Genomic DNA, 19231 nt, shown 5'->3' on the forward strand with positions numbered 1-19231 from the left:
ACGCCCGGCCCCATTCCGAACCCGGAAGCTAAGCCCTCCAGCGCCGATGGTACTGCACTCGACAGGGTGTGGGAGAGTAGGACACCGCCGAACATAAATTGCGAATGCCTCGCATCACAGTCTTGAAAGAGACTGCGATGCGAGGCATTTCGCATTTCCGGGACAAAAACGCACGAGACGCACCCCCGGCACATCACCGCGGGCCGGCCGAGTGTGCACCTACCGGCGTCCCTTCTCGGTCGATACCCCGACAACTGCACACTCGACGCCGCTGGGGCAGACCTCAGTTGGTGGTCCGATCGGCGAGGTCGACCCGCTCGAAGTGCTCGACCGTGGGGAAGGGGTCGTAGAAGTGGTGGAGCAGCGAGCGCCACTGCTCGTACTCCGGCGACTTCCTGAAGCCCTCGACGTGGTCTTCCAGGCTGTCCCACTCGACCAGCAGCAGGTACGTGCCGGGACGCTCGAGACAGCGTGAGAGTGACAGCCGGCGGAACCCGACCATGCCGGAGATGATCGGTTCGGCCCGCCCGAAGGCGGCCTCGAACTCGGCACTGCGTCCGGACTTCACCTGCAGGAGGGCGTGTTCGAGGATCACCACCGCATCCTCGCAGGCACGTGCCTATTCGTCGTAGAGACTGCCGAATTCGTGTGCTTCGACGAGACGCTTGGGCGCGGTCAGGCACCAGGCCTCGGTGACCAGCTCCAGCAGCTCGTCGGGTTCGATCTTCGCCAGCTGCACCACGACCCACCCGAACTGGTTGGTGGTGAACTGGACCTCGAACACGTCGGGGCGCTCGGACACCAGCGCGATCTGTTCGTCCAGGGTGGTCTTGAGGCCAACCGTCTCCGTCTTCTCCCACACGTATCCGAAGCCCTTGCCGTTGACCTTGAGCGAAACCCAGCTACCGCCGCCACCGCCGCTCTGCTCGGTCTCGGGCAGCGTGTCCAGCATGGCCAGGAATTCGTCGACAGTCACACCCATGCCCCACATGTACCAGAGCCGACCGACAGTCGAACACGGGCGGGCGGGCCGCGCTACGGCGCTTGGCGGGTGGGGGTGGCCAGGCGGGTGGCGACATTACGTCCGCGCAGGATCACGGAGTCGCCGAGCTCCCACTGCCGGGACTCGTCGGTCCCCGACCTCTGGACGGCGCGATCGGAGGCGACGAGCGCGCCGTCGATCGTCTTGGCCAGCTCGGACAGGCGGGCCGCCTCGTTCACCGGATCCCCGATGACCGTGTACTCGAATCGCTTGCGGGCGCCTATGTTTCCCGCGACGGCGGTGCCCGCGGCGACCCCGATCGCGGCGCTGCAGTCCGGCACCTCGACGAGGAGCCGGGTCCGGATGGCGCGGGCGGCGGCGAGCGCGCTGCCTGCGGGGTCCGGGATCTCGACGGGCGCCCCGAAGATCGCGAGCGCGGCGTCGCCCTCGAACTTGTTGATCAGGCCGCCGTGCCGGTCCACCTCGTCCACCACGACGTCGAAGAAGCGGTTGAGCAGGTCGACGACCTCCTTCGGCGGCCGGGATGCCGCGAGCTCGGTGGAGCCGACGAGGTCGATGAAGAAGACCGCGATCTCGCGCTCCTCCCCGCCGAGCTCCGGATTGCGCTTGATGGCGGCCTCGGCCACCTCGTGGCCCACGTGCCTGCCGAAGAGCTCCTGGATGCGCTCGCGCTCGCGCAGGCCCTCCGCCATCCGGTTGAAGCCGCTCTGCAGCTCGCCGAGTTCGGTGCCGTCGTAGACGACCACCTGTGTGTCGAGCTCGCCGTGCTCGACTCGCATCATGGCCGCCCGGACCGCGCGGATGGGCGCGACGGTGGCTCCCACCCCGAGCAGGGTCAGCAACAGCCCGAAGACGAGGGTGATGGCGCCGAGCGAGAGGATGGAGACCGCGAGTTTGGGCACGGTGACGTGATCGGGGCGGATGAAGCTGAAGATCGCGATCAGCATCAGGCCCGCCACCGGCACCCCGGTGCCGAGGGTCCAGGCCAGCATGTTGCGCCCGGTCACGCCCGCGATGCGTACCCGGCGCGGATCGCCCGCCTCGAGCGCACGCGCCGCGGCGGGGCGCAGCGAGAACTCGCTGAGCAGGTAGCTGAACGCGCAGACCGTGACCCCGCCCATGGCGATGGTGAAGGCGACCTTGGGGATGGACTCCGGGTCGATGAGCCCGTAGCTGATGGTGAAGATGACGAACCCGATCGTCCACAGGAGGGCCTGCATCCGGGTCAGGCGCCACGGCATCGCGAGGGCGGCCGCGGCCTCGTCCCGGGTCGGTTCCCGGTTCTCGATGGCCCACCGCAGGTCCTTCGTCGCGCGGAGGGTGCCCCACAGGACCCCGACCGCGACGGCCAGCGCGATGTAGACCGGGCCGATCACCGCGTTGACGATCAGATAGTCGAGGTCGTAGATGTTCGGACCCGGCACGACCACGGTGATCAGCGCACCGACCACCAGCGCGCCGATCAGGTTGGACAGCACCAGGCTTGCGGTCAGCAGCACCTGGACGCGGATCCGGCGGCGGCGCGGGCTCTCGTCCGGGGCGCCGAGCAGCCGCGAGCCCAGCGGCGCGATCGAGCGGAACGGGAGCGGCATGGTCGCTCCAGCGTAGTGGGTTGACCACCCAGCGACCCGGCGAGGCGTGGCGGGTCTGCGGCGAGCGCCGACCGGTGCTCTAGGGTGTTCCGAGTGCGCCTCGTGATTGCCAGCTGCCATGTCGACTACGTCGGTCGTCTCACCGCACACCTGCCGAAGGCGCGCAGGCTCCTACTGGTCAAATCCGACGGTTCGGTGAGCATCCACGCGGACGACCGTGCCTACAAGCCGCTGAACTGGATGAGCCCCCCGTGCTGGCTGGTCGAGAACGACGGCGAGGAGGGCACCCAGCTGTGGGTGGTGACCAACAAGGCCGGCGAGGAGCTGCGGATCACGATCCACGAGGTCGAGCACGACTCCTCGCACGAACTCGGCGTCGACCCGGGCCTGATCAAGGACGGCGTCGAGGCGCACCTGCAGGAACTGCTGGCCGAGCACGTCGAGACGCTCGGTCCGGGCTACACCCTGGTGCGGCGTGAGTACATGACGGCGATCGGTCCGGTGGACCTGCTGGTCCGGGACGCGGACGGCGCTTCGGTGGCGGTGGAGATCAAGCGCCGCGGCGAGATCGACGGTGTCGAACAGCTGACCCGCTACCTGGAACTGATGAACCGGGATCCGCTGCTGGCGCCCGTGACCGGCGTGTTCGCCGCGCAGCAGATCAAGCCCCAGGCGCGGACCCTCGCCGAGGATCGTGGGATCCGCTGCCTGACACTCGATTACGACGCGCTGCGGGGGACCGAGAGCACCGAGTTCCGGCTGTTCTGATCGGAATCTAGGCTGTAGTCATGCCCCGACGGAATCAGCGACACCGGACCGACCGGCCGACGCCGGCCGGCGGCCGCGAGTCGCGGATCGACTCGGGGCCTGCGGGATACGACGACGAGCGGTACCTGGTGCGCCCGGTGCCGGGGTCGCACGCCACCAAGACCTATCGCTGCCCCGGCTGTGACCACGAGATCCGGCCCGGCGTCCCGCACCTGGTGGCCTGGCCTGCGGACGAACTCGGCGGGGCCGAGGACCGCAGGCACTGGCACACCGGGTGCTGGAACGGGCGCGGGTCGCGCGGGATCACCCGACGTTGGTCTTGACCGACTCCTCGGACTTCTCCGACGCCGAGGCATCGTCGTCGTTGTCCTCGTCCGGGGTACTGCGTCCGGCGGAGTCGCCTGCCCCGTCGAGCAGTTCGCCCTCGCGGTTGACCGAGGCGAGCATGGCGGGCACCGAGTCGAGCTGTCCTCGAATTCCCAGGAGCTGGGCCAGAACCCGGCCGCGGAGCACGCGAAGCTCCTCGGCGAGTTCCTTCGCGTGGGCAATGCGCTTCTCGGCCTGCTCGGTGGCGGTCTGCAGCCGGCGGCGGGCCTCGTTGGTGGCGTCGGTGAGCCTGCGCTCGGCCTCCGCCTTGCTGGTGGCCTCGAGCTCGTTGACCGCGCTGACCACCTTGGTGCGACGCTCGCTCATGGTGATCTCGAAGTCCTGCTGGACCTCGTTGCGCCGCGCCTCGGAATCCGCCTGGAGCTGAGCGGACTCGGACTGCGCCTTCTCGACGAGACGGGCGGCCTCGGTGCGCGCGGTCGCCATGGTCTGCGTGTGCTCGACCTCCATGGCGTTCCTGCGATCCTCGAGCTCGGCGAGCAGGCCCTCGTACTTGCCGCGCAGCGCGGCGCCGTCCTGCTCGGCGATGGAGACCATCTCGGCGGCTTCGGACTGGGCCGTGGCCCGCACTTCCGAGGCCTCATCGGAGGCGAGGCGGAGCATCCGGGAGATGCGCTCGCTCATGCCTTCCGCGGTCGTCGGCGGAACGGACAGGCGGTCGACGTCCTTGCGCAGGTCGTCGATCTCGTCGCGGGAGTCCTCCAACTGCTGGGCGAGGTCCCGGGCCTGCGCCGCCGCCGCGTCACGATCGGTCGCGGTGACCCGGAGTTCCGCGTCGAAGCGCTCGAAGTAATTGCGTACCTCGTCGCGGTCGTAGCCCTTCCGCACGATGTTGAAGGGCAGTTGGATCTCGTTGGGCATGGTCATAACTTACCGTCGCTCCGGTGCTGGTGTGGTCGATGCGCTCGGGCGAACCACTGTGCTGAAAGGGGGTTGGCGCAGTATCAGTGTGCCGGGTCTGCGGCCGGCTCGACCAGTTCGACCAGCACGCCGCCCGCATCCTTGGGGTGCAGGAAGTTGATCCGCGAGTCCGCGGTGCCGCGGCGAGGGGTGTCGTAGAGCAACCGGACGCCGCCCGCGCGCAGGCGCTCGGAGATGGCGTCGAGGTCGCTGACCCGGTAGGCGAGCTGCTGCAGGCCGGGGCCGCTGCGGGCGATGAACTTGGCGATGGTCGAGTCGTCGTTGAGCGGGGCGAGCAGCTGGATCGCGGTGGCGCCCGCCGGGCTGCCGGGCACGGACAGCATGGCCTCGCGCACGCCCTGCTCCTCGTTGACCTCTTCGTGCGTGGACACGAGGCCGAGGTGCTCGCCGTACCAGGCGATGGCGGCGTCGAGATCGGGCACCGCGATGCCGACGTGGTCGATGGCCGTCACCAGGTCGGAAGCGAGTACGGACGCGGCGGCGTTGGGGGCGGAGTTCGTCATGCCGATGACGGTAGCGCTACCGTCTTTGTAGTTCTCTTTGGGATGTGGCTTTTGGTCGCTGACCACCCGTGTTGACCGTTGGAGGAAGCCGTGAGCAGTTCAGTCATCGTCGCCGGAGCCCGGACCCCGGTGGGCCGTTTGCTCGGCTCGCTCAAGGACTTCTCGGGGTCCGATCTGGGGGGCATCGCGATCAAGGGTGCCCTGGAGAAGGCGGGAGTGGCGCCGGAGCAGGTGCAGTACGTGATCATGGGCCAGGTCCTGACCGCGGGCGCCGGTCAGATGCCTGCCAGGCAGGCGGCCGTGGCGGCGGGTATCCCGATGGATGTGCCCGCGTTGTCGATCAACAAGGTGTGCCTCTCGGGTGTCGACGCGATCGCGCTGGCCGACCAGTTGATCCGGGCCGGGGAGTTCGACGTCGTGGTCGCGGGCGGTCAGGAGTCCATGTCTCGCGCGCCGCACATGCTGGAGAAGAGCCGCGAGGGCTTCAAGTACGGCGACGTCACCCTGCGCGACCACATGGCCTACGACGGCCTGCACGACATCTTCACCGACCAGCCGATGGGCAACCTGACCGAGCAGCGCAACCAGGCCGAGGACCAGCGGATCAGTCGTGAGGCGCAGGACGCGTTCGCGGCCGCCTCGCACCAGAACGCGGCGCGGGCATGGAAGGACGGGCTCTTCGAGGCGGAGGTCGTGCCCGTGTCGATCCCGCAGCGCAGGGGCGAGCCGGTCGTGTTCGCCGAGGACGAGGGCATCCGCGCCGACACCACCGTCGAGTCGCTGGGCAAGCTCCGTCCCGCGTTCAGCAAGGACGGCACCGTGACCGCAGGTTCGGCCTCGCAGATCTCCGACGGAGCCGCCGCTGTGGTGGTGATGAGCAAGGCCAAGGCGCAGGAGCTGGGCCTGAGCTGGATCGCCGAGATCGGCGCGCACGGCGTGGTGGCGGGCCCCGACTCGACGTTGCAGTCGCAGCCCGCGCGGGCGATCGCGAAGGCGTGCGAGCGCGAGGGCATCGATCCGAAGGATCTGGACCTGGTGGAGATCAACGAGGCCTTCGCCGCCGTCGGCATCGCCTCGACGACCGAACTGGGCCTCGACGAGTCGAAGGTCAACGTGAACGGTGGGGCGATCGCGATCGGGCATCCGCTGGGGATGTCGGGCGCGCGGATCGCGCTGCACCTGGCGCTCGAACTGGGCCGTCGCGGCGGTGGCGTCGGCGCGGCCGCGCTGTGCGGCGGCGGTGGGCAGGGTGACGCCCTGATCATCCGCGTCCCCAAGAACTGAGCAGGCGCCGGCACCCGAAGAAACTACAAGGCGTCGTAGATCACAGTCTGCGACGCCTTGTGGTCGGGCACAATGGTGCGCATGGCCAATTTCTTCGACCTGTCAACCACAGCGAAGCGCTTTCGCTTCATCGCCGTTGTCGAGGCGTTTACGTGGGCGGGACTGATCATCGGGATGTTCTTCAAGTACTTCACCGGTGACAGGGTGCCCGAGCAGGACATCTACCCGAACGAGATCGGTGTGCAGATCTTCGGCATGCTTCACGGCATTGCGTTTGTAGCGTTCCTTGTGCTCGGAGTCCTGGCCGCCCGCGAGTTCAAGTGGTCGCCGAAGGTCATGATCGCGGCAATCGTTGCCTCGATCATTCCGTTCGCCACCATCGTGTTCGAGCGCTGGGTGGTGAAGGCGGGCCAGCTCGGGGAACTGTCGGCACCCGGCACTGCGTCTACGGACGCGACTCTGTCGTTGAGCAAGGCCTGAGCCCACGCACGTCGGCTTCCAGTGCCCCCGCAACCCGTCCACGGTTGCGGGGGCATCGTGCATCCGGTCGGGGTGCGCCCTCTGCGGGTGCGCGTGACAAACTGGTCACGTGACTCGACCCGGCTCTCGCCCACCCGCACGCCCATCGGCCGCGGCGGCCGCCGCCATGTCCGGCGCGGTGGATCTGTCCGCCTTCAAGGAACGCGCGCAGGCCGCGCCCGCAGGCCCGCCGACCGCGAACGGCGTGAGTGCCGGGTCTGCGGCGGTCGTCGAGGTCACCGAGGCCAACTTCGAGGCCGAGGTGCTCGCCCGCTCGACCCAGGTTCCCGTCGTCGTCGAGCTGTATGCGGCGTCGATGCCTGCCTCCGCGGTGTTCTCACCGACCCTTGACTCGCTCGCCGCGGCCGGCAACGGGTCGTGGGTGCTGGCCCGGGTGAACGTCGACAGCGATCCCCGGATCGCGCAGGCGTTCGGCGTGCAGGCGCTGCCCGCCGTCGTCGCGGTCGCGGCCGGACGCCCGCTGGCGGACTTCGACGGCGACGAGCCGCAGCTGGGACAGTGGATCGACGCCGTGCTGCAGGCGACCGCGGGCAAGCTCTCCGGCCCGTCGCAGTCCGCGGGCGAGGACGAGCCCGAGGAGCCCGAGGACCCGCGGTTCGTCGCCGCGGAGACCGCATTGAGCGAGGGTGACCTGGCCGGCGCCGAGGCCGCCTACCAGGTGATCCTCGACGCGGAGCCCGCGAACACGCAGGCGCTCGGTGCGATCAGGCAGGTCCGGTTCATCTCCCGCGTCCAGGACCTCGACCCCGACGCCGTCGCGCGTGCGGACGCCGAGCCCGCCGACGTGGCCGCCCAGCTCGACGCGGCCGACATGGAGCTCTACAGCCAGCAGCCCGAGGCCGCTTTCGCCCGTCTCATCGAGACGATCCGCCGTACCGCGGGCGACGACAGGAACTCCGCCAGGACCCGACTGCTCGAGCTGTTCGAGCTGTTCGACCCCGCCGATCCGATCGTCATCGCGGCCCGCCGCAAGCTCGCGTCCGCCCTCTACTAGCCCTCCGCACCGTGCGTGTGTCTCACCCCGGTCGGGGTGAGACACACGCACAGTGCGAAGCGCCCTATCCGTAGCGGTTCTCGCAGGCCTGCTCGCCGCCGAGGACTCCCGAGCGGAAGGCGTCCACCCGGGCGAATCCGCTCGGCACGGTGTTCCCGTTCACGTCGCTGGCCATCAGCCCGTCGGTCAGCAGCCCGGACACCGCCTCGTCGAGGTCACCGGGGGAGAGCGTCAGCCCGCCTGCCTTGCCCACCGCGGTCGCCGCGGTCCACGCGCCGGACAGGCAGGCCGCCCGCACCGCGGTCTTGGCCTCGGTCAGCGACTTGTCGGCGTGCGCCTGCGCGGCCAGCGTGAAGCGCGAGGCAACCAGGACGTAGGCGCCGAAGTCGCCGCGCACGTCGGCGGCGAACTCGTCCCCGGACTCCGGGTTCGGGGTGCCGCGCTCGATCAGCTCGGGCAGCGAGACGCCGATCGTGTTCGTCGCCGGGCAGTAGGAGACCGGTTCGGTGGTCTCTGCGTCCTGACACCCGGTGTCCGCCCCCGCGAAGTCGACGGCCGGCTTCTGCGGCAGGTCGAACAGCGCCTGCAGCGAGTCCACCGTCAGTTGCACGGATTCCTCGGTGACCGGCATCTCGCCGGTGTCAGCCTCGGTGGTGAACTGCTGGGGCAGCTCGGCCTGCCGCGACACCACGTCGGCCTCGTCGATCTTCGTGCAGGACTTGGCGCCGTCCGTGAAGCCGATCTGGAACGCGGTGATGCGCTCGAACGCCGAGCCGTGCACCGATTCCGGGTCGCTCGGGTCGCTGTCGCGCACCGCGACCATCGCCGCCATCACCGAGTTGAGCCCGTCGGAGGTGTTGAGGGTGAAGTGCCGGGAATCGCCCTGTGCGACGTGCCGCATGTAGGCCCCGGCGAAGCAGTCCGCCTGCTGCTCGAGCACCAGCGTCAGGTCGTCGTCGCCCGCGAGCCCCGAGCCGTACTGGACCGCGTGCCCGTACTCGTGGGCCATGACCATCACCACGGACATCGGGCCGAAGGTCTCGATGAGCGAGGGCAGCAAGACGGTGCGGTCCCAGCCGATGGAGCCGTCGCGGGTGCAGTAGCCGGCGTTGGCGAATCCGTGGGTGTTGTCGCCGCAGAACGTCGGGGCCTGCGCCCGGTCCGCGTCCGGGTCCCAGGAGAGCAGGTCGGTGACGGGCCTGAAATCGCCGCTGAACACCCGGGGGTATTCGGACTGCCAGAAGGCCGCGATGTCGTCCACGGCGTTGGTGGCGAGCACGTCGGCCGCCGAGCCGTCCGCACCGCGAACCGGGAGCTTGGCGTCGGGCACGCCCTCGCGGGGGCCACTGGGGCCGGAGGTCGCGGGTAGACCGGCCACCGTGAAGGGGTTGTCGTAGATCGACACGGCGCGTCCGTCGATCGCCCCGGAGCAGCCGGCGACGACCGCGGCGACGGCGACGAGCGAGGCGACCGCGAGCGCGGATCGGCGGCGTCGCATCAGCCACGCTCCAGGCTCAGCCAGATGGCACCGTTCTGGGGCAGCGCGACCGACGCCGACGCGGGTCGCCCGTGCCAGGGCTGCAGGGTCGCGGTCACGGCTCCGAAGTTACCCATCCCGGCGCCGCGATACGCGTCGGCATCTGTGTTGAGGATCTCGACCCACCGGCCGGGCTCGGGCAAGCCGACCCGGTATTCCGAGTGGGCCGAGCCGGAGAAGTTGAACAGGCACGCCACGATCGACCCGTCTGACCCGTACCGCAGGTAGCTGAGCACGTTGTTCTCGGTGTCGTTCGCGTCGATCCAGGAGTACCCGCCGGGGGAGTTGTCGAGCGTCCACAGCGCCGGGTGGCGTCGGTAGGTGGCGTTGAGATCGCGTACCAGCGCCAGGATCCCGCGGTGCAGCTCGCCGACGTATCCCTCGTCGAGCTGATGCCAGTCGAGCCCGCGCTCCTCCGACCACTCGGTGCGCTGGCCGTACTCCTGTCCCATGAACAGCAGCTGCTTGCCTGGGTGTGACCACATGTAGGCCAGCAGCGTGCGCAGGCCCGCGGCCTTGGCGAAGTCGTCGCCCGGCATCCGGGTCCACAGCGTGCCCTTGCCATGCACCACCTCGTCGTGGCTGATCGGGAGCAGATAGCACTCGCTCCAGGCGTACATCAGCGAGAACGTGATCTCGTGGTGGTGGAAGCTGCGGTGCACCGGGTCTCGGCCGAGGTAGCCGAGGGTGTCGTGCATCCAGCCCATGTTCCATTTCATGCTGAAGCCGAGGCCGCCGACGTTGGTGGTGCGGGTGACGCCCGGCCACGCGGTGGACTCCTCCGCGATGGTGACCACGCCGCGGTGCTGCCGGTGCACGGTCGCGTTCATCTCCTGCAGGAACGCCACGGCCTCCAGGTTCTCCCGCCCACCGTGGATGTTCGGCGTCCAGCCGCCCTCGGGTCGCGAGTAATCGAGGTAGAGCATCGAGGCGACCGCGTCCACACGCAGCCCGTCGATGTGGAACTCCTCGATCCAGAACAGTGCGTTGGCGACGAGGAAGTTGCGCACCTCCCGCCGCCCGAAGTCGAAGACGTAGGTGCCCCAGTCCAATTGCTCGCCGCGGTGGGGATCGGCGTGCTCGTAGAGCGGGCCGCCGTCGAACCGGGCCAGCGCCCAGTCGTCCTTCGGGAAGTGCGCGGGCACCCAGTCGACGATGACACCGACGCCTGCGAGGTGCATTCGGTCGACGAAGGCGCGGAAGTCGTCAGGGGAGCCGAAGCGGGCGGTCGGGGCGTAGTAGGAGGTGACCTGGTAGCCCCAGGATCCGCCGTACGGGTGCTCGGCCACCGGGAGCAGTTCGACATGCGTGAAGCCCTGCTCGACGACATAGGCGGACAGTTGGTCGGCGAGTTCGAGATAGCTCAGGCCGGGACGCCAGGACCCCAGGTGCGCCTCGTACACGCTCATCGGGGCCAGGTTCGGGTCGGTGCGCGCGCGGACGGCCATCCATTCGGCGTCGGCCCACCGGTGCGTGGTCACGCCGACCACGGAGGCCGTGCGCGGCGGCACCTCGGTGGCGAATGCCATCGGGTCGGCCTTCTCCCTGACGGAGCCGTCGCTGCCGTGTACCCGGAACTTGTACAGGTCGCCTGGCCCGACGCCGGGGACGAACAGCTCCCAGACCCCGCTGGACCCGAGCATGCGCATCGGTGCCGTCTGCCCGCCCCAGCCGTCGAAGTCGCCGATCACCGTGACGCCCCGCGCCGACGGCGCCCACACCGCGAAGGAGGTGCCGGCCACCTCGCCGTCAGGCGTCGCGTAGCTGCGCGGGTGCGCGCCGAGGATCTCCCACAGCCGTTCGTGCCTGCCCTCGCCGAACAGGTGCAGGTCGAGTTCCCCGAGGGTCGGCAGGAACCGGTAGCCGTCCGCGGTGACGACGGTGTGTCCGCCGGGATACTCGACCACCAGCCGGTAGTCGATGAGGTCCTCGACGGGCACGACCGCGCTGAACAGCCCGTCGGAGACCGGCTGCAGGGCGTGGTCGACGCCCCCGATGCGGGCCGACACCTCGCCCGCGTGCGGGCGAAGAGCCCGGATCACGGTGCCGCCGGGATGCGCGTGCGCACCGAGGATCGAGTGCGGGTTGTGGTGGGTGCCGTCGGCGAGGCGGGCGAGGTCGGCGGGTGCGGGCGCCGCGATCTGCGCGACCCGATCCGCGCTCATGTGCGTGGTGCGCGGTGGGCCAGGGGTAGCCGCGCGGGGTAGGGGACGGCGGGCAACGCGAGGATGTGGGCGACCGCGCGCCAGGGTTCGAGTCGGATGAAGTTGGCCTGGCCCCAGTGGTACTGCTCGCCGGTGACCTCGTCCAGCACGGTCAGGTGATCGTGCCAGTCGCGCCCGATCGCAGGCATGTCGAGCCAGATGGTGCCCTGCTCCGCCCCGTAGGGGTTGAGATTGACGATCGTGAGCACGGCGTCGCCGGTGGTCGGGTCGAACTTGGAGTACGCGATCAGCGCATCGCTGTCGGTGTGGTGGAAGGTGATGTTGCGCAGCTGTTGCAGCGCGGGGTGGGCGCGGCGGATCCGGTTCAGGGTCGCCAGCCAGGGCTCCAGCGACTCACCGCGGGCGCCGTCGAAGTCGCGGGGGCGCAGCTCGTACTTCTCGGAGTCGAGGTACTCCTCGCTGCCCGGTCGCAGCGGAACGTGTTCGTACAGTTCGTATCCGGAGTAGACGCCCCAGGTCGGAGACAGGGTGGCGGCCAGTGCGGCGCGCAGCGCGAACATGCCGGGACCGCCCTGCTGCAGGCTCTCGTGCAGGATGTCCGGGGTGTTGACGAACAGGTTGGGCCTGGCCTCGTCGGCCTTGGCGGCGATCTCCAGTCCGAACTCGGTGAGCTCGTGCTTGTTCACCCGCCAGGTGAAGTAGGTGTAGGACTGCGTGAATCCGCGCTTGGCCAGGCCGTACATCCGGGCGGGCCGGGTGAAGGCCTCGGAGAGGAACAGCACGTCCGGATCGGACCGCTTCACCTCCGCGATCAGCCACTCCCAGAAGTCCGGTGGCTTGGTGTGCGGGTTGTCGACCCGAAAGATCTTGACACCGTTCTTGATCCAGAACCGCACCACCCGCAGCACCTCGGCGTAGATGCCCTCGGGGTCGTCGTCGAAGTTGACCGGGTAGATGTCCTGGTACTTCTTCGGCGGGTTCTCGGCGTAGGCGATGGTGCCGTCGGGCAGCACCGTGAACCACTCCGGATGCTGCTGCGCCCACGGGTGATCGGGCGCGCACTGCAGGGCGAGGTCGAGCGCGACCTCGAGCCGCAATCGGCGCGCCCGGGCGACGAAGTTCCTGAAGTCCTTGACGGTGCCGAGAAGGGGGTGCACGGCGTCGTGGCCGCCCTCCTCCGCGCCGATCGCCCACGGCGAGCCGACATCGTCCGGACCCGGCGTCAGCGAGTTGTTCGGGCCCTTGCGGTTCACCCGGCCGATCGGGTGGATCGGGGGCAGATAGACCACGTCGAAGCCCATCGCGGCGATGCGCGGGAGGTCGTCGGCCGCCGTCGCGAAGGTGCCGTGCCTCGGGGTGCCGTCCTGGGCGCGGCCGCCGGTCGAGCGAGGGAAGAACTCGTACCAGGCGCCGACGAGGGCGCGCTTGCGGTCGACCCACACCGGAATGTTGCGGCCCTTGGTGACCAGGTCGCGCAGCGGGTACACCCGCAGCAGTTCGGCGATGTCTGCCGCGAAGGCGGGGGCGACCCGAGCGGGCAGCTGCTGATCACTGCGCAGGGCGGCGGCGACCGCGGCGCACCGCGGTCGGTCCCCGCGCGGCACCGCCTTGGCGGCTCGTTCGAACAGGCGGGCCCCGATCTCGAGGTCGTTGGCCAGCTCGGCGGCGCCCTGGCCGACCGACAGTTTGGCCTCCACGTTGTGCCGCCAGGTGGAGATCGGATCGCTCCAGCCCTCGACGCGGAAGCTCCAGGCCCCGACGCTCGTGGGCGTGAACGCCGCCGCGAACGTGTCCGGTAACGGGCCGGGGGACATCGGGATCCGAATGGTGGTGTTCGACTCCGGCCCGCGCACGGCGAGGGTCGCCGCGACCGCGTCGTGCCCCTCGCGCCACACCGTCGCCGAGACCGGGAAGGTCTCGCCGACGACCGCCTTCGCGGGGTGGCGTCCCCCCGAGATCTCGGGGGCGACGTCGTCGATGCCTATCCGCCCGGTCATGGATTAGACCTTACGGGTAGTTGTACGGGGAGCGCTGGCCGAATCTCGCGTCCCTCGCAACGCGTCGGCAGCTCGGGTCGCTCCGCAGGCTGCCCTCCCAAAAGTGCCTGCGATGGGTAGTCTTCGCAGGGTGAAAGCCTTGCGTCGGTTCACCGTCCGTGCCCACCTTCCCGCCAGGCTGGCCGCCCTCGAGCAGCTGTCGACGAACCTGCGCTGGTCCTGGCATCCCGAGACCCAGGATCTGTTCGGCCGGATCGACCCCGCGCTGTGGACGCAGGTCCGCCACGACCCGATCCGGATGCTCGGCGAGGTGTCGCCCGCCCGCCTGGACGAACTGGCGATCGACGAATCCTTCGTCGCCGAGCTCGACCGGCTCGAGCAGGACCTGGACACCTACCTCGGCCAACCGCGCTGGTACCAGAACCAGCAGGCGAAGGGCGCCGACCTGGCCGGTGGGATCGCCTACTTCTCAATGGAGTTCGGCGTCAGCGAGGTGCTCCCGAACTACTCGGGCGGGCTCGGGATCCTGGCGGGCGACCACCTCAAGGCCGCCTCGGATCTCGGGGTGCCGCTGATCGGTGTCGGCCTCCTGTACCGGTCCGGCTACTTCCGTCAGTCGCTGACGGCCGACGGCTGGCAGGCGGAGCACTATCCCTCGCTGGACCCGCAGGGCCTGCCGCTGAGGCTGCTCACCGAGCCCGACTCGGGGGCGCCGGTGCTGTTGCGGGTCGCGATGCCGGGCAACCGGGTGCTCAGGGCCCGGGTGTGGATCGCCCAGGTCGGGCGGGTGCCGCTGTTGCTGCTCGACTCCGACATCGCCGAGAACGATCCGGAGCTGCGCGGGGTGACCGACCGGCTGTACGGCGGCGACCAGGACCATCGGATCAAGCAGGAGATCCTCGCAGGCATCGGCGGTGTGCGGGCGGTGCGCGCGTACACCCATTCGCTGGGGCTGGCCGACCCCGAGGTCTTCCACATGAACGAGGGCCACGCGGGTTTCCTCGGGGTGGAACGGATTCGGGAGCTCATCACCGGGTCCGGCCTGGACTTCGACTCCGCGCTCGCCGCGGTGCGGGCTGCCACCGTGTTCACCACACACACCCCCGTGCCCGCGGGCATCGACCGGTTCCCGGCCGATCTCGTCCGGCACTACTTCGGCGGGGTCAGCGGCGAGAACGAGTCCGCCCTGCTGCCCGGTCTGACGGTGGACCGGATCATCGACCTCGGCCGCGAGAACGACCCGTCGGTGTTCAACATGGCGCACATGGGACTGCGGCTCGGTCAGCGTGCCAACGGCGTCTCGAAGCTGCACGGGATCGTCAGCAGGGAGATGTTCAACGGCCTGTGGCCGGGATTCGATGCCGCGGAGGTCCCGATCGGCTCGGTGACCAACGGCGTGCACGCCCCGACCTGGGCCGCGAGGGAGTGGATGGACCTGGCCCGCCGGGCGGTGGGACCCGAGCTGGTCGAGGAGGCGCGCGGCTGGGAGCGGCTGCAGGAGATCCCGCCTGCCGACCTGTGGTCGACCCGCAACACGCTGCGCGAGCAGCTGGTGCAGGAGGTCCGCAGGCGGGTGCGGGCGTCGTGGCTCGAGCGCGGCGCCACCGACGCCGAACTCGGTTGGGTTTCGGGTGTTTTCGATCCCGAGGTGCTGACCGTCGGGTTCGCCCGCCGGGTTCCGACGTACAAGCGGCTGACCCTGATGCTGCGCGATCCGGACCGGCTGCGGGCGATGCTGCTCGACCCTGACCGGCCGGTGCAGCTGGTGGTGGCGGGCAAGAGCCACCCGGCCGACGAGGGCGGCAAGGCGCTGATCCAGCAGGTGGTGCGCTTCGCGGACGAGGCCGACGTCCGGCACCGGATCGTGTTCCTGCCCGACTACGACATGTCGATGGCGCGGTACCTGTACTGGGGCTGCGACGTGTGGCTGAACAACCCGCTGCGCCCGCTGGAGGCCTGCGGCACGTCGGGGATGAAGTCGGCGCTCAACGGCGGGCTGAACCTGTCCATCCGCGACGGCTGGTGGGACGAGATGTTCGACGGCGAGAACGGCTGGGCGATCCCCACCGCGGACGGCGTGACCGACGAGGTGCGTCGCGACGATCTCGAGGCAGGCGCGATGTACGAGTTGCTGGAGCGGTCGGTGCTGCCGAAGTTCTACGACCGCGACGCGGAGGGGGTGCCTGCCCGCTGGGTGCAGATGGTCCGGCACACCCTGCAGCATCTGGGCCCGAAGGTGTTGGCGTCGAGGATGGTTCGCGACTACGCCGTCGACTACTACGCGCCAGCCGCGCGGGCCGCGCGGGCGGTGGTCGCGGACGGTTTCGCGGCGGCGCGGCAGGTCGCCGAGTACCGCGGCCGCGTCGAGGCGGCCTGGGCCGACGTGCAGGTGGTGCAGGTCGACAGCTCCGGGCTGCCGGACACTCCCGTGATCGGTGCGGACCTGTCGCTGCGCGCGTATCTGCGGCTGGCCGGGCTCGCGGTCGCCGAGGTCACCGTGCAGGCGGTGCTCGGTCGGGTCGGGGCGGACGAGGAACTGACCGACGTGGTCACCGTGCCGATGCGGCACGCGGGTTCGGACGAGCTCGGCGAGCTGTTCGTCGCCGACACCACGGTCCCGCATTCCGGTGCGGTCGGCTACACGGTGCGGGTGCTGCCGCACCACCCGCTGCTGGCCTCCGACGCCGAACTGGGCCTGATGGCGGTGCCGCACCTGTAGACCGGTTGCGGTGGGCCGCGCAGCATCCGGCCACGGATGGGCGCGAACCCCATGTGGAAACGCACTGCGGCGTGGACAATGAAAGCCGTGGCGCCGACAGCGGAATCGGGTGCACACCCGAGCAGGGACGAGCGCGCGGAGCGAGGACGCGCCGCGCGCAGGGCGACGCCGTTCGAGGCGCTCGCGGAGCACCACCCGGGAGACTCGCGTGACCCGATCGGGCTGCTCGAGAAGCAGGCGGCGCCCCGGATCCCGCAGCTCGTGCCGGTTCGATACGGGCGGATGGCCACCTCGGCGTTCGCCTTCTACCGCGGCGCCGCCCTCGTCATGGCGGACGACCTCTCGCGCACCCCGTCCACGGGCCTGAACACCCACCTGTGCGGGGACGCGCACCTGAGCAATTTCGGGATCTACGCGACCCCGGAACGCAGGCTGGCGTTCGACATCAACGACTTCGACGAGACCTATCCCGGTCCGTTCGAGTGGGACGTCAAGCGGTTGGTCGCGAGCCTCGAGGTCGCGTCGCGGGACACCGGGTTCAGCCACAAGCAGCGGGCCAGGATCACCAGGGCGTGCGCCGCCGAATACCGGGAGACGATGGCACTGCAAGCGGAGCGGGGCACCCTTGCGGTGTGGTACTCCCACATCGAGCCCACCGAGGAACTGGTGGAGCTGGCAGATCAGCTGGACTCGTCGTCGAGCAAGCGAATGCGCAAGATGCTCGAGAAGTCGTGGAGCCGCGACAGCGTCCAGGCGCTGGGGAAGCTGACCACGGTGGTCGACGGCAGACGGACGATTCTCAGCAATCCACCCCTGCTGGTCCCCATCGAGGAGGTCTTCGCCGACGCGGATGCCGTCGAGCTGTACAGCGAACTGCGACAGCGGCTGAGTGACTACAGCTCGACGCTGCAGTGGGACCGCCGGGTGCCGCTCCAGCAGTTCGAGTTGGTGCAGGTGGCCCGCAAGGTGGTCGGGGTCGGCAGCGTCGGCACGCGATCCTGGATCGTCCTGCTGCGGGGCGTCGACGACGATGACCCGCTGTTCCTGCAGGCCAAGGAGGCGGTGCCGTCGGTGCTGTCGGAATACCTCGAGGGCCCCTCGTTCGAGCAAGAGGGCGAGCGGGTGGTCCACGGTCAGCGGCTCATGCAGGCCGCAAGCGACATCTTCCTCGGGTGGCAGGCGGGCGTCGGGGTGGACGGCGTGCGGCGCGATTACTATCTCCGGCAGTTGCGAGATGGCAAGGGGTCGGCGGTGATCGAGGCGATGACGCCCACGGGAATGACACTGTACGGGCGCCTGTGTGGCCGCGCGCTTGCCTATGCGCACGCCAGGGCAGGCGACCGGATCGCAATCGCCGAGTACCTCGGGTCGAGCGCCGAGTTCGACGAGGCCGTCACGGCGTTCGCACAGTCCTACGCCGCGCAGACCGCTCACGATCATGCGGCGTTGCTCAAGGCGATCACCGATGGGCGGATCGTCGCGCGGTCCGGACTCTGAAGTGGCCCGGTCGGTTGACCCGGGCCGGAATCGGCGCTGGTGGGCCAGAGCGGCGTTCGCGTCGGCCGTGACCGCGGCGGTCGTCCCGATCGTGGCCGCGGGCCTGCTGAGCACGCTGGCGCTGCTGGCCGCAGGAATCGGCGGGGTCGTGGTGATGGTGGCGGCCCTGTACTGGTTCCTCACCCATCGCGGGGTGCCGCGGTGGATCTGGCTGGGTGTTGCCGTGCTCGTCCCGATCGCGGTGCTGTCCGCGTTCGTGAGCGCGAATCTGCTGTGGGTGGTGGTGGTCTCGTACGCGCTCGTGCTCCTCGCGGCCCTGTGCGCCCGCACCGCGCTCGAGGCCGAGCGCGCCGAGTCCGTGATGGACGAGCGCAGCGTTCCGCCGCCCCGGCAGCCCTTTCTGGTGATGAATCCGCACTCGGGTGGCGGAAAGGTGGCCAGGTTCGGGCTGCAGCGCAAGGCCGAGGAACTCGGCGCGGAGGTCGCCCTACTCGAGGGACCGGACACCGTCGACGTCGAGGCGCTGGCCCGCGATGCGGTCCGCAGAGGTGCCGACCTGCTCGGGGTGGCGGGCGGGGACGGGACCCAGGCACTGGTCGCCGGGGTCGCGGCCGAACACGACCTACCGTTCCTGGTGATCAGCGCGGGCACCCGCAACCACTTCGCGCTGGACCTCGGGCTCGATCGCGACGATCCGGCGGCAGGCCTCGAGGCGTTGCGGGACGGCGTCGAGGTCCGCGTCGACCTCGGTGAGATCGCTGGGCGCACCTTCGTCAACAACGCCTCGTTCGGGGTGTACGCCGAGGTGGTGCAGAGTCCGGCGTACCGGGACGACAAGACCGGGACGGTGCTCCGGATGCTGCCGGACCTGCTGAGCGGGGGCGCGGGTGCGCGGCTCACAGCCCGAACCGGCGGCCTCACCGTCGAGGGCCCACAGGCGGTGCTGGTGAGCAACGGCCCCTACCAGACCAGTGACCTCGCGGGTCTCGGCCGTCGGGCGCGACTGGACCGAGGCGTGCTCGGGATCGTGACGGTGGCGGTGGAGGGCGCGCGTCAGGCCGTCGGGTTGCTCAACCGTGCGCACGAACGCGGCATGACCCAGCACACGGCACTCGAGGTCACCGTCGATGCCGACGCGGCGGAGATACCGGTCGGCGTCGACGGCGAATCGCTCATGCTCGCCACTCCGGTGCGGTGCACCATCAGGCCGGGGGCGTTGCGAGTACGGCTGCCGAGGGACCGCCCTGGGGTGCCACCCTTCAAGGTGGCGGTCGACTGGGTTCGACTCCGGGCGCTGGCCGGGTGGGCACACCGGCCGAGGTAG

At 69.8% G+C, this 19231-nt stretch carries 16 protein-coding genes and 1 rRNA gene; 9 read left to right on the forward strand and 8 right to left on the reverse strand.

Translation table 11 applies throughout. From position 1 onward, the window contains the following. Positions 1-93, forward strand: a 5S ribosomal RNA gene (rrf, locus tag ACWFRB_RS17430); the annotation flags it as partial. Positions 94-283: 190 nt separating this feature from the next. Here the strand turns inward: rrf and ACWFRB_RS17435 are convergent. From ACWFRB_RS17435 to ACWFRB_RS17445, 3 genes are read right to left on the reverse strand one after another with little or no spacing between them, the layout of a single operon-like run. Continuing rightward, positions 284-595: an antibiotic biosynthesis monooxygenase family protein gene (locus ACWFRB_RS17435; RefSeq protein ID WP_452642367.1), complete on the reverse strand. Its 312-nt coding sequence runs from the start codon at positions 593-595 to the stop codon at positions 284-286. A 24-nt stretch (positions 596-619) separates the two neighbouring features. Further along, positions 620-982, reverse strand: a complete 363-nt coding sequence (locus ACWFRB_RS17440; RefSeq protein WP_452642368.1) for an MmcQ/YjbR family DNA-binding protein — start codon at positions 980-982, stop codon at positions 620-622. A gap of 53 nt (positions 983-1035) precedes the next feature. Further along, a complete protein-coding gene (locus ACWFRB_RS17445; protein WP_452642369.1) occupies positions 1036-2595 on the reverse strand; it encodes an adenylate/guanylate cyclase domain-containing protein in 1560 nt (519 codons plus the stop codon). 93 nt (positions 2596-2688) lie between these two features. On the opposite strand from ACWFRB_RS17445, the gene nucS reads away from it, so the two are divergent. Next, positions 2689-3363, forward strand: coding sequence for an endonuclease NucS (nucS, locus tag ACWFRB_RS17450; RefSeq protein ID WP_452642370.1), 675 nt, complete (start codon positions 2689-2691; stop codon positions 3361-3363). A gap of 20 nt (positions 3364-3383) precedes the next feature. Continuing rightward, positions 3384-3686 carry an ATP/GTP-binding protein gene (locus ACWFRB_RS17455; RefSeq protein ID WP_452642371.1) on the forward strand — a complete coding sequence of 101 codons (303 nt, stop codon included), beginning with the start codon at positions 3384-3386 and terminating at the stop codon, positions 3684-3686. On the opposite strand, the gene ACWFRB_RS17460 is transcribed toward ACWFRB_RS17455, so the two are convergent. Further along, positions 3667-4611 (reverse strand): hypothetical protein, encoded by a 945-nt coding sequence (locus tag ACWFRB_RS17460; RefSeq protein WP_452642372.1) that lies wholly within the window; start codon positions 4609-4611, stop codon positions 3667-3669. The genes ACWFRB_RS17455 and ACWFRB_RS17460 overlap by 20 nt on opposite strands. An 83-nt stretch (positions 4612-4694) precedes the next feature. Beyond that, a complete protein-coding gene (mce, locus tag ACWFRB_RS17465; protein ID WP_452642373.1) occupies positions 4695-5174 on the reverse strand; it encodes a methylmalonyl-CoA epimerase in 480 nt (159 codons plus the stop codon). A 90-nt stretch (positions 5175-5264) separates the two neighbouring features. Here mce and ACWFRB_RS17470 point away from each other — a divergent pair, with 90 nt between their 5' ends. The 3 genes from ACWFRB_RS17470 to ACWFRB_RS17480 all read left to right on the forward strand — a co-directional run bounded on the left by ACWFRB_RS17470 (position 5265) and on the right by ACWFRB_RS17480 (position 7992). Further along, positions 5265-6458, forward strand: coding sequence for an acetyl-CoA C-acetyltransferase (locus ACWFRB_RS17470; RefSeq protein WP_452642374.1), 1194 nt, complete (start codon positions 5265-5267; stop codon positions 6456-6458). 72 nt (positions 6459-6530) lie between these two features. Next, positions 6531-6938: a DUF3817 domain-containing protein gene (locus tag ACWFRB_RS17475; protein WP_452642375.1), complete on the forward strand. Its 408-nt coding sequence runs from the start codon at positions 6531-6533 to the stop codon at positions 6936-6938. Between the two features lie 166 nt (positions 6939-7104). Next, positions 7105-7992, forward strand: a complete 888-nt coding sequence (locus ACWFRB_RS17480; protein WP_452642406.1) for a co-chaperone YbbN — start codon at positions 7105-7107, stop codon at positions 7990-7992. Between the two features lie 64 nt (positions 7993-8056). Here the strand turns inward: ACWFRB_RS17480 and ACWFRB_RS17485 are convergent, their stop codons facing one another. Genes ACWFRB_RS17485 through ACWFRB_RS17495 form a run of 3 tightly spaced genes read right to left on the reverse strand, consistent with a single transcriptional unit; the run spans position 8057 to position 13691 of the window. Continuing rightward, positions 8057-9490: a metallopeptidase gene (locus ACWFRB_RS17485; protein ID WP_452642376.1), complete on the reverse strand. Its 1434-nt coding sequence runs from the start codon at positions 9488-9490 to the stop codon at positions 8057-8059. Further along, positions 9490-11694, reverse strand: coding sequence for a 1,4-alpha-glucan branching protein GlgB (gene glgB, locus ACWFRB_RS17490; protein ID WP_452642377.1), 2205 nt, complete (start codon positions 11692-11694; stop codon positions 9490-9492). Before glgB ends, ACWFRB_RS17485 begins: the two co-directional genes overlap by 1 nt. Beyond that, positions 11691-13691 carry an alpha-1,4-glucan--maltose-1-phosphate maltosyltransferase gene (locus ACWFRB_RS17495; protein ID WP_452642378.1) on the reverse strand — a complete coding sequence of 667 codons (2001 nt, stop codon included), beginning with the start codon at positions 13689-13691 and terminating at the stop codon, positions 11691-11693. The genes glgB and ACWFRB_RS17495 overlap by 4 nt, the downstream gene beginning before the upstream one ends. A 130-nt stretch (positions 13692-13821) precedes the next feature. On the opposite strand from ACWFRB_RS17495, the gene glgP reads away from it, so the two are divergent. From glgP to ACWFRB_RS17510, 3 genes are all read left to right on the forward strand, one after another. Beyond that, positions 13822-16410: an alpha-glucan family phosphorylase gene (gene glgP / locus ACWFRB_RS17500; RefSeq protein WP_452642379.1), complete on the forward strand. Its 2589-nt coding sequence runs from the start codon at positions 13822-13824 to the stop codon at positions 16408-16410. A gap of 78 nt (positions 16411-16488) precedes the next feature. After that, positions 16489-17907, forward strand: a complete 1419-nt coding sequence (locus ACWFRB_RS17505; RefSeq protein ID WP_452642380.1) for a DUF2252 domain-containing protein — start codon at positions 16489-16491, stop codon at positions 17905-17907. Further along, positions 17876-19231, forward strand: coding sequence for a diacylglycerol/lipid kinase family protein (locus tag ACWFRB_RS17510; RefSeq protein ID WP_452642381.1), 1356 nt, complete (start codon positions 17876-17878; stop codon positions 19229-19231). Before ACWFRB_RS17505 ends, ACWFRB_RS17510 begins: the two co-directional genes overlap by 32 nt.

The organism is Rhodococcus sp. NPDC055112, assembly GCF_053607505.1.

Coding starts and splice junctions, on each gene's coding strand:
- ACWFRB_RS17510 (WP_452642381.1), top strand. CDS start 17,876: ATGGGCGGATCGTCGCGCGGTCCGGACTCTGAAGTGGCCCGGTCGGTT.
- ACWFRB_RS17495 (WP_452642378.1), bottom strand. CDS start 13,691: ATGACCGGGCGGATAGGCATCGACGACGTCGCCCCCGAGATCTCGGGG.
- ACWFRB_RS17480 (WP_452642406.1), top strand. CDS start 7,105: ATGTCCGGCGCGGTGGATCTGTCCGCCTTCAAGGAACGCGCGCAGGCC.
- ACWFRB_RS17445 (WP_452642369.1), bottom strand. CDS start 2,595: ATGCCGCTCCCGTTCCGCTCGATCGCGCCGCTGGGCTCGCGGCTGCTC.
- ACWFRB_RS17460 (WP_452642372.1), bottom strand. CDS start 4,611: ATGCCCAACGAGATCCAACTGCCCTTCAACATCGTGCGGAAGGGCTAC.
- ACWFRB_RS17455 (WP_452642371.1), top strand. CDS start 3,384: ATGCCCCGACGGAATCAGCGACACCGGACCGACCGGCCGACGCCGGCC.
- ACWFRB_RS17485 (WP_452642376.1), bottom strand. CDS start 9,490: ATGCGACGCCGCCGATCCGCGCTCGCGGTCGCCTCGCTCGTCGCCGTC.
- ACWFRB_RS17440 (WP_452642368.1), bottom strand. CDS start 982: ATGGGTGTGACTGTCGACGAATTCCTGGCCATGCTGGACACGCTGCCC.
- ACWFRB_RS17475 (WP_452642375.1), top strand. CDS start 6,531: ATGGTGCGCATGGCCAATTTCTTCGACCTGTCAACCACAGCGAAGCGC.
- mce (WP_452642373.1), bottom strand. CDS start 5,174: ATGACGAACTCCGCCCCCAACGCCGCCGCGTCCGTACTCGCTTCCGAC.
- ACWFRB_RS17505 (WP_452642380.1), top strand. CDS start 16,489: ATGAAAGCCGTGGCGCCGACAGCGGAATCGGGTGCACACCCGAGCAGG.
- glgB (WP_452642377.1), bottom strand. CDS start 11,694: ATGAGCGCGGATCGGGTCGCGCAGATCGCGGCGCCCGCACCCGCCGAC.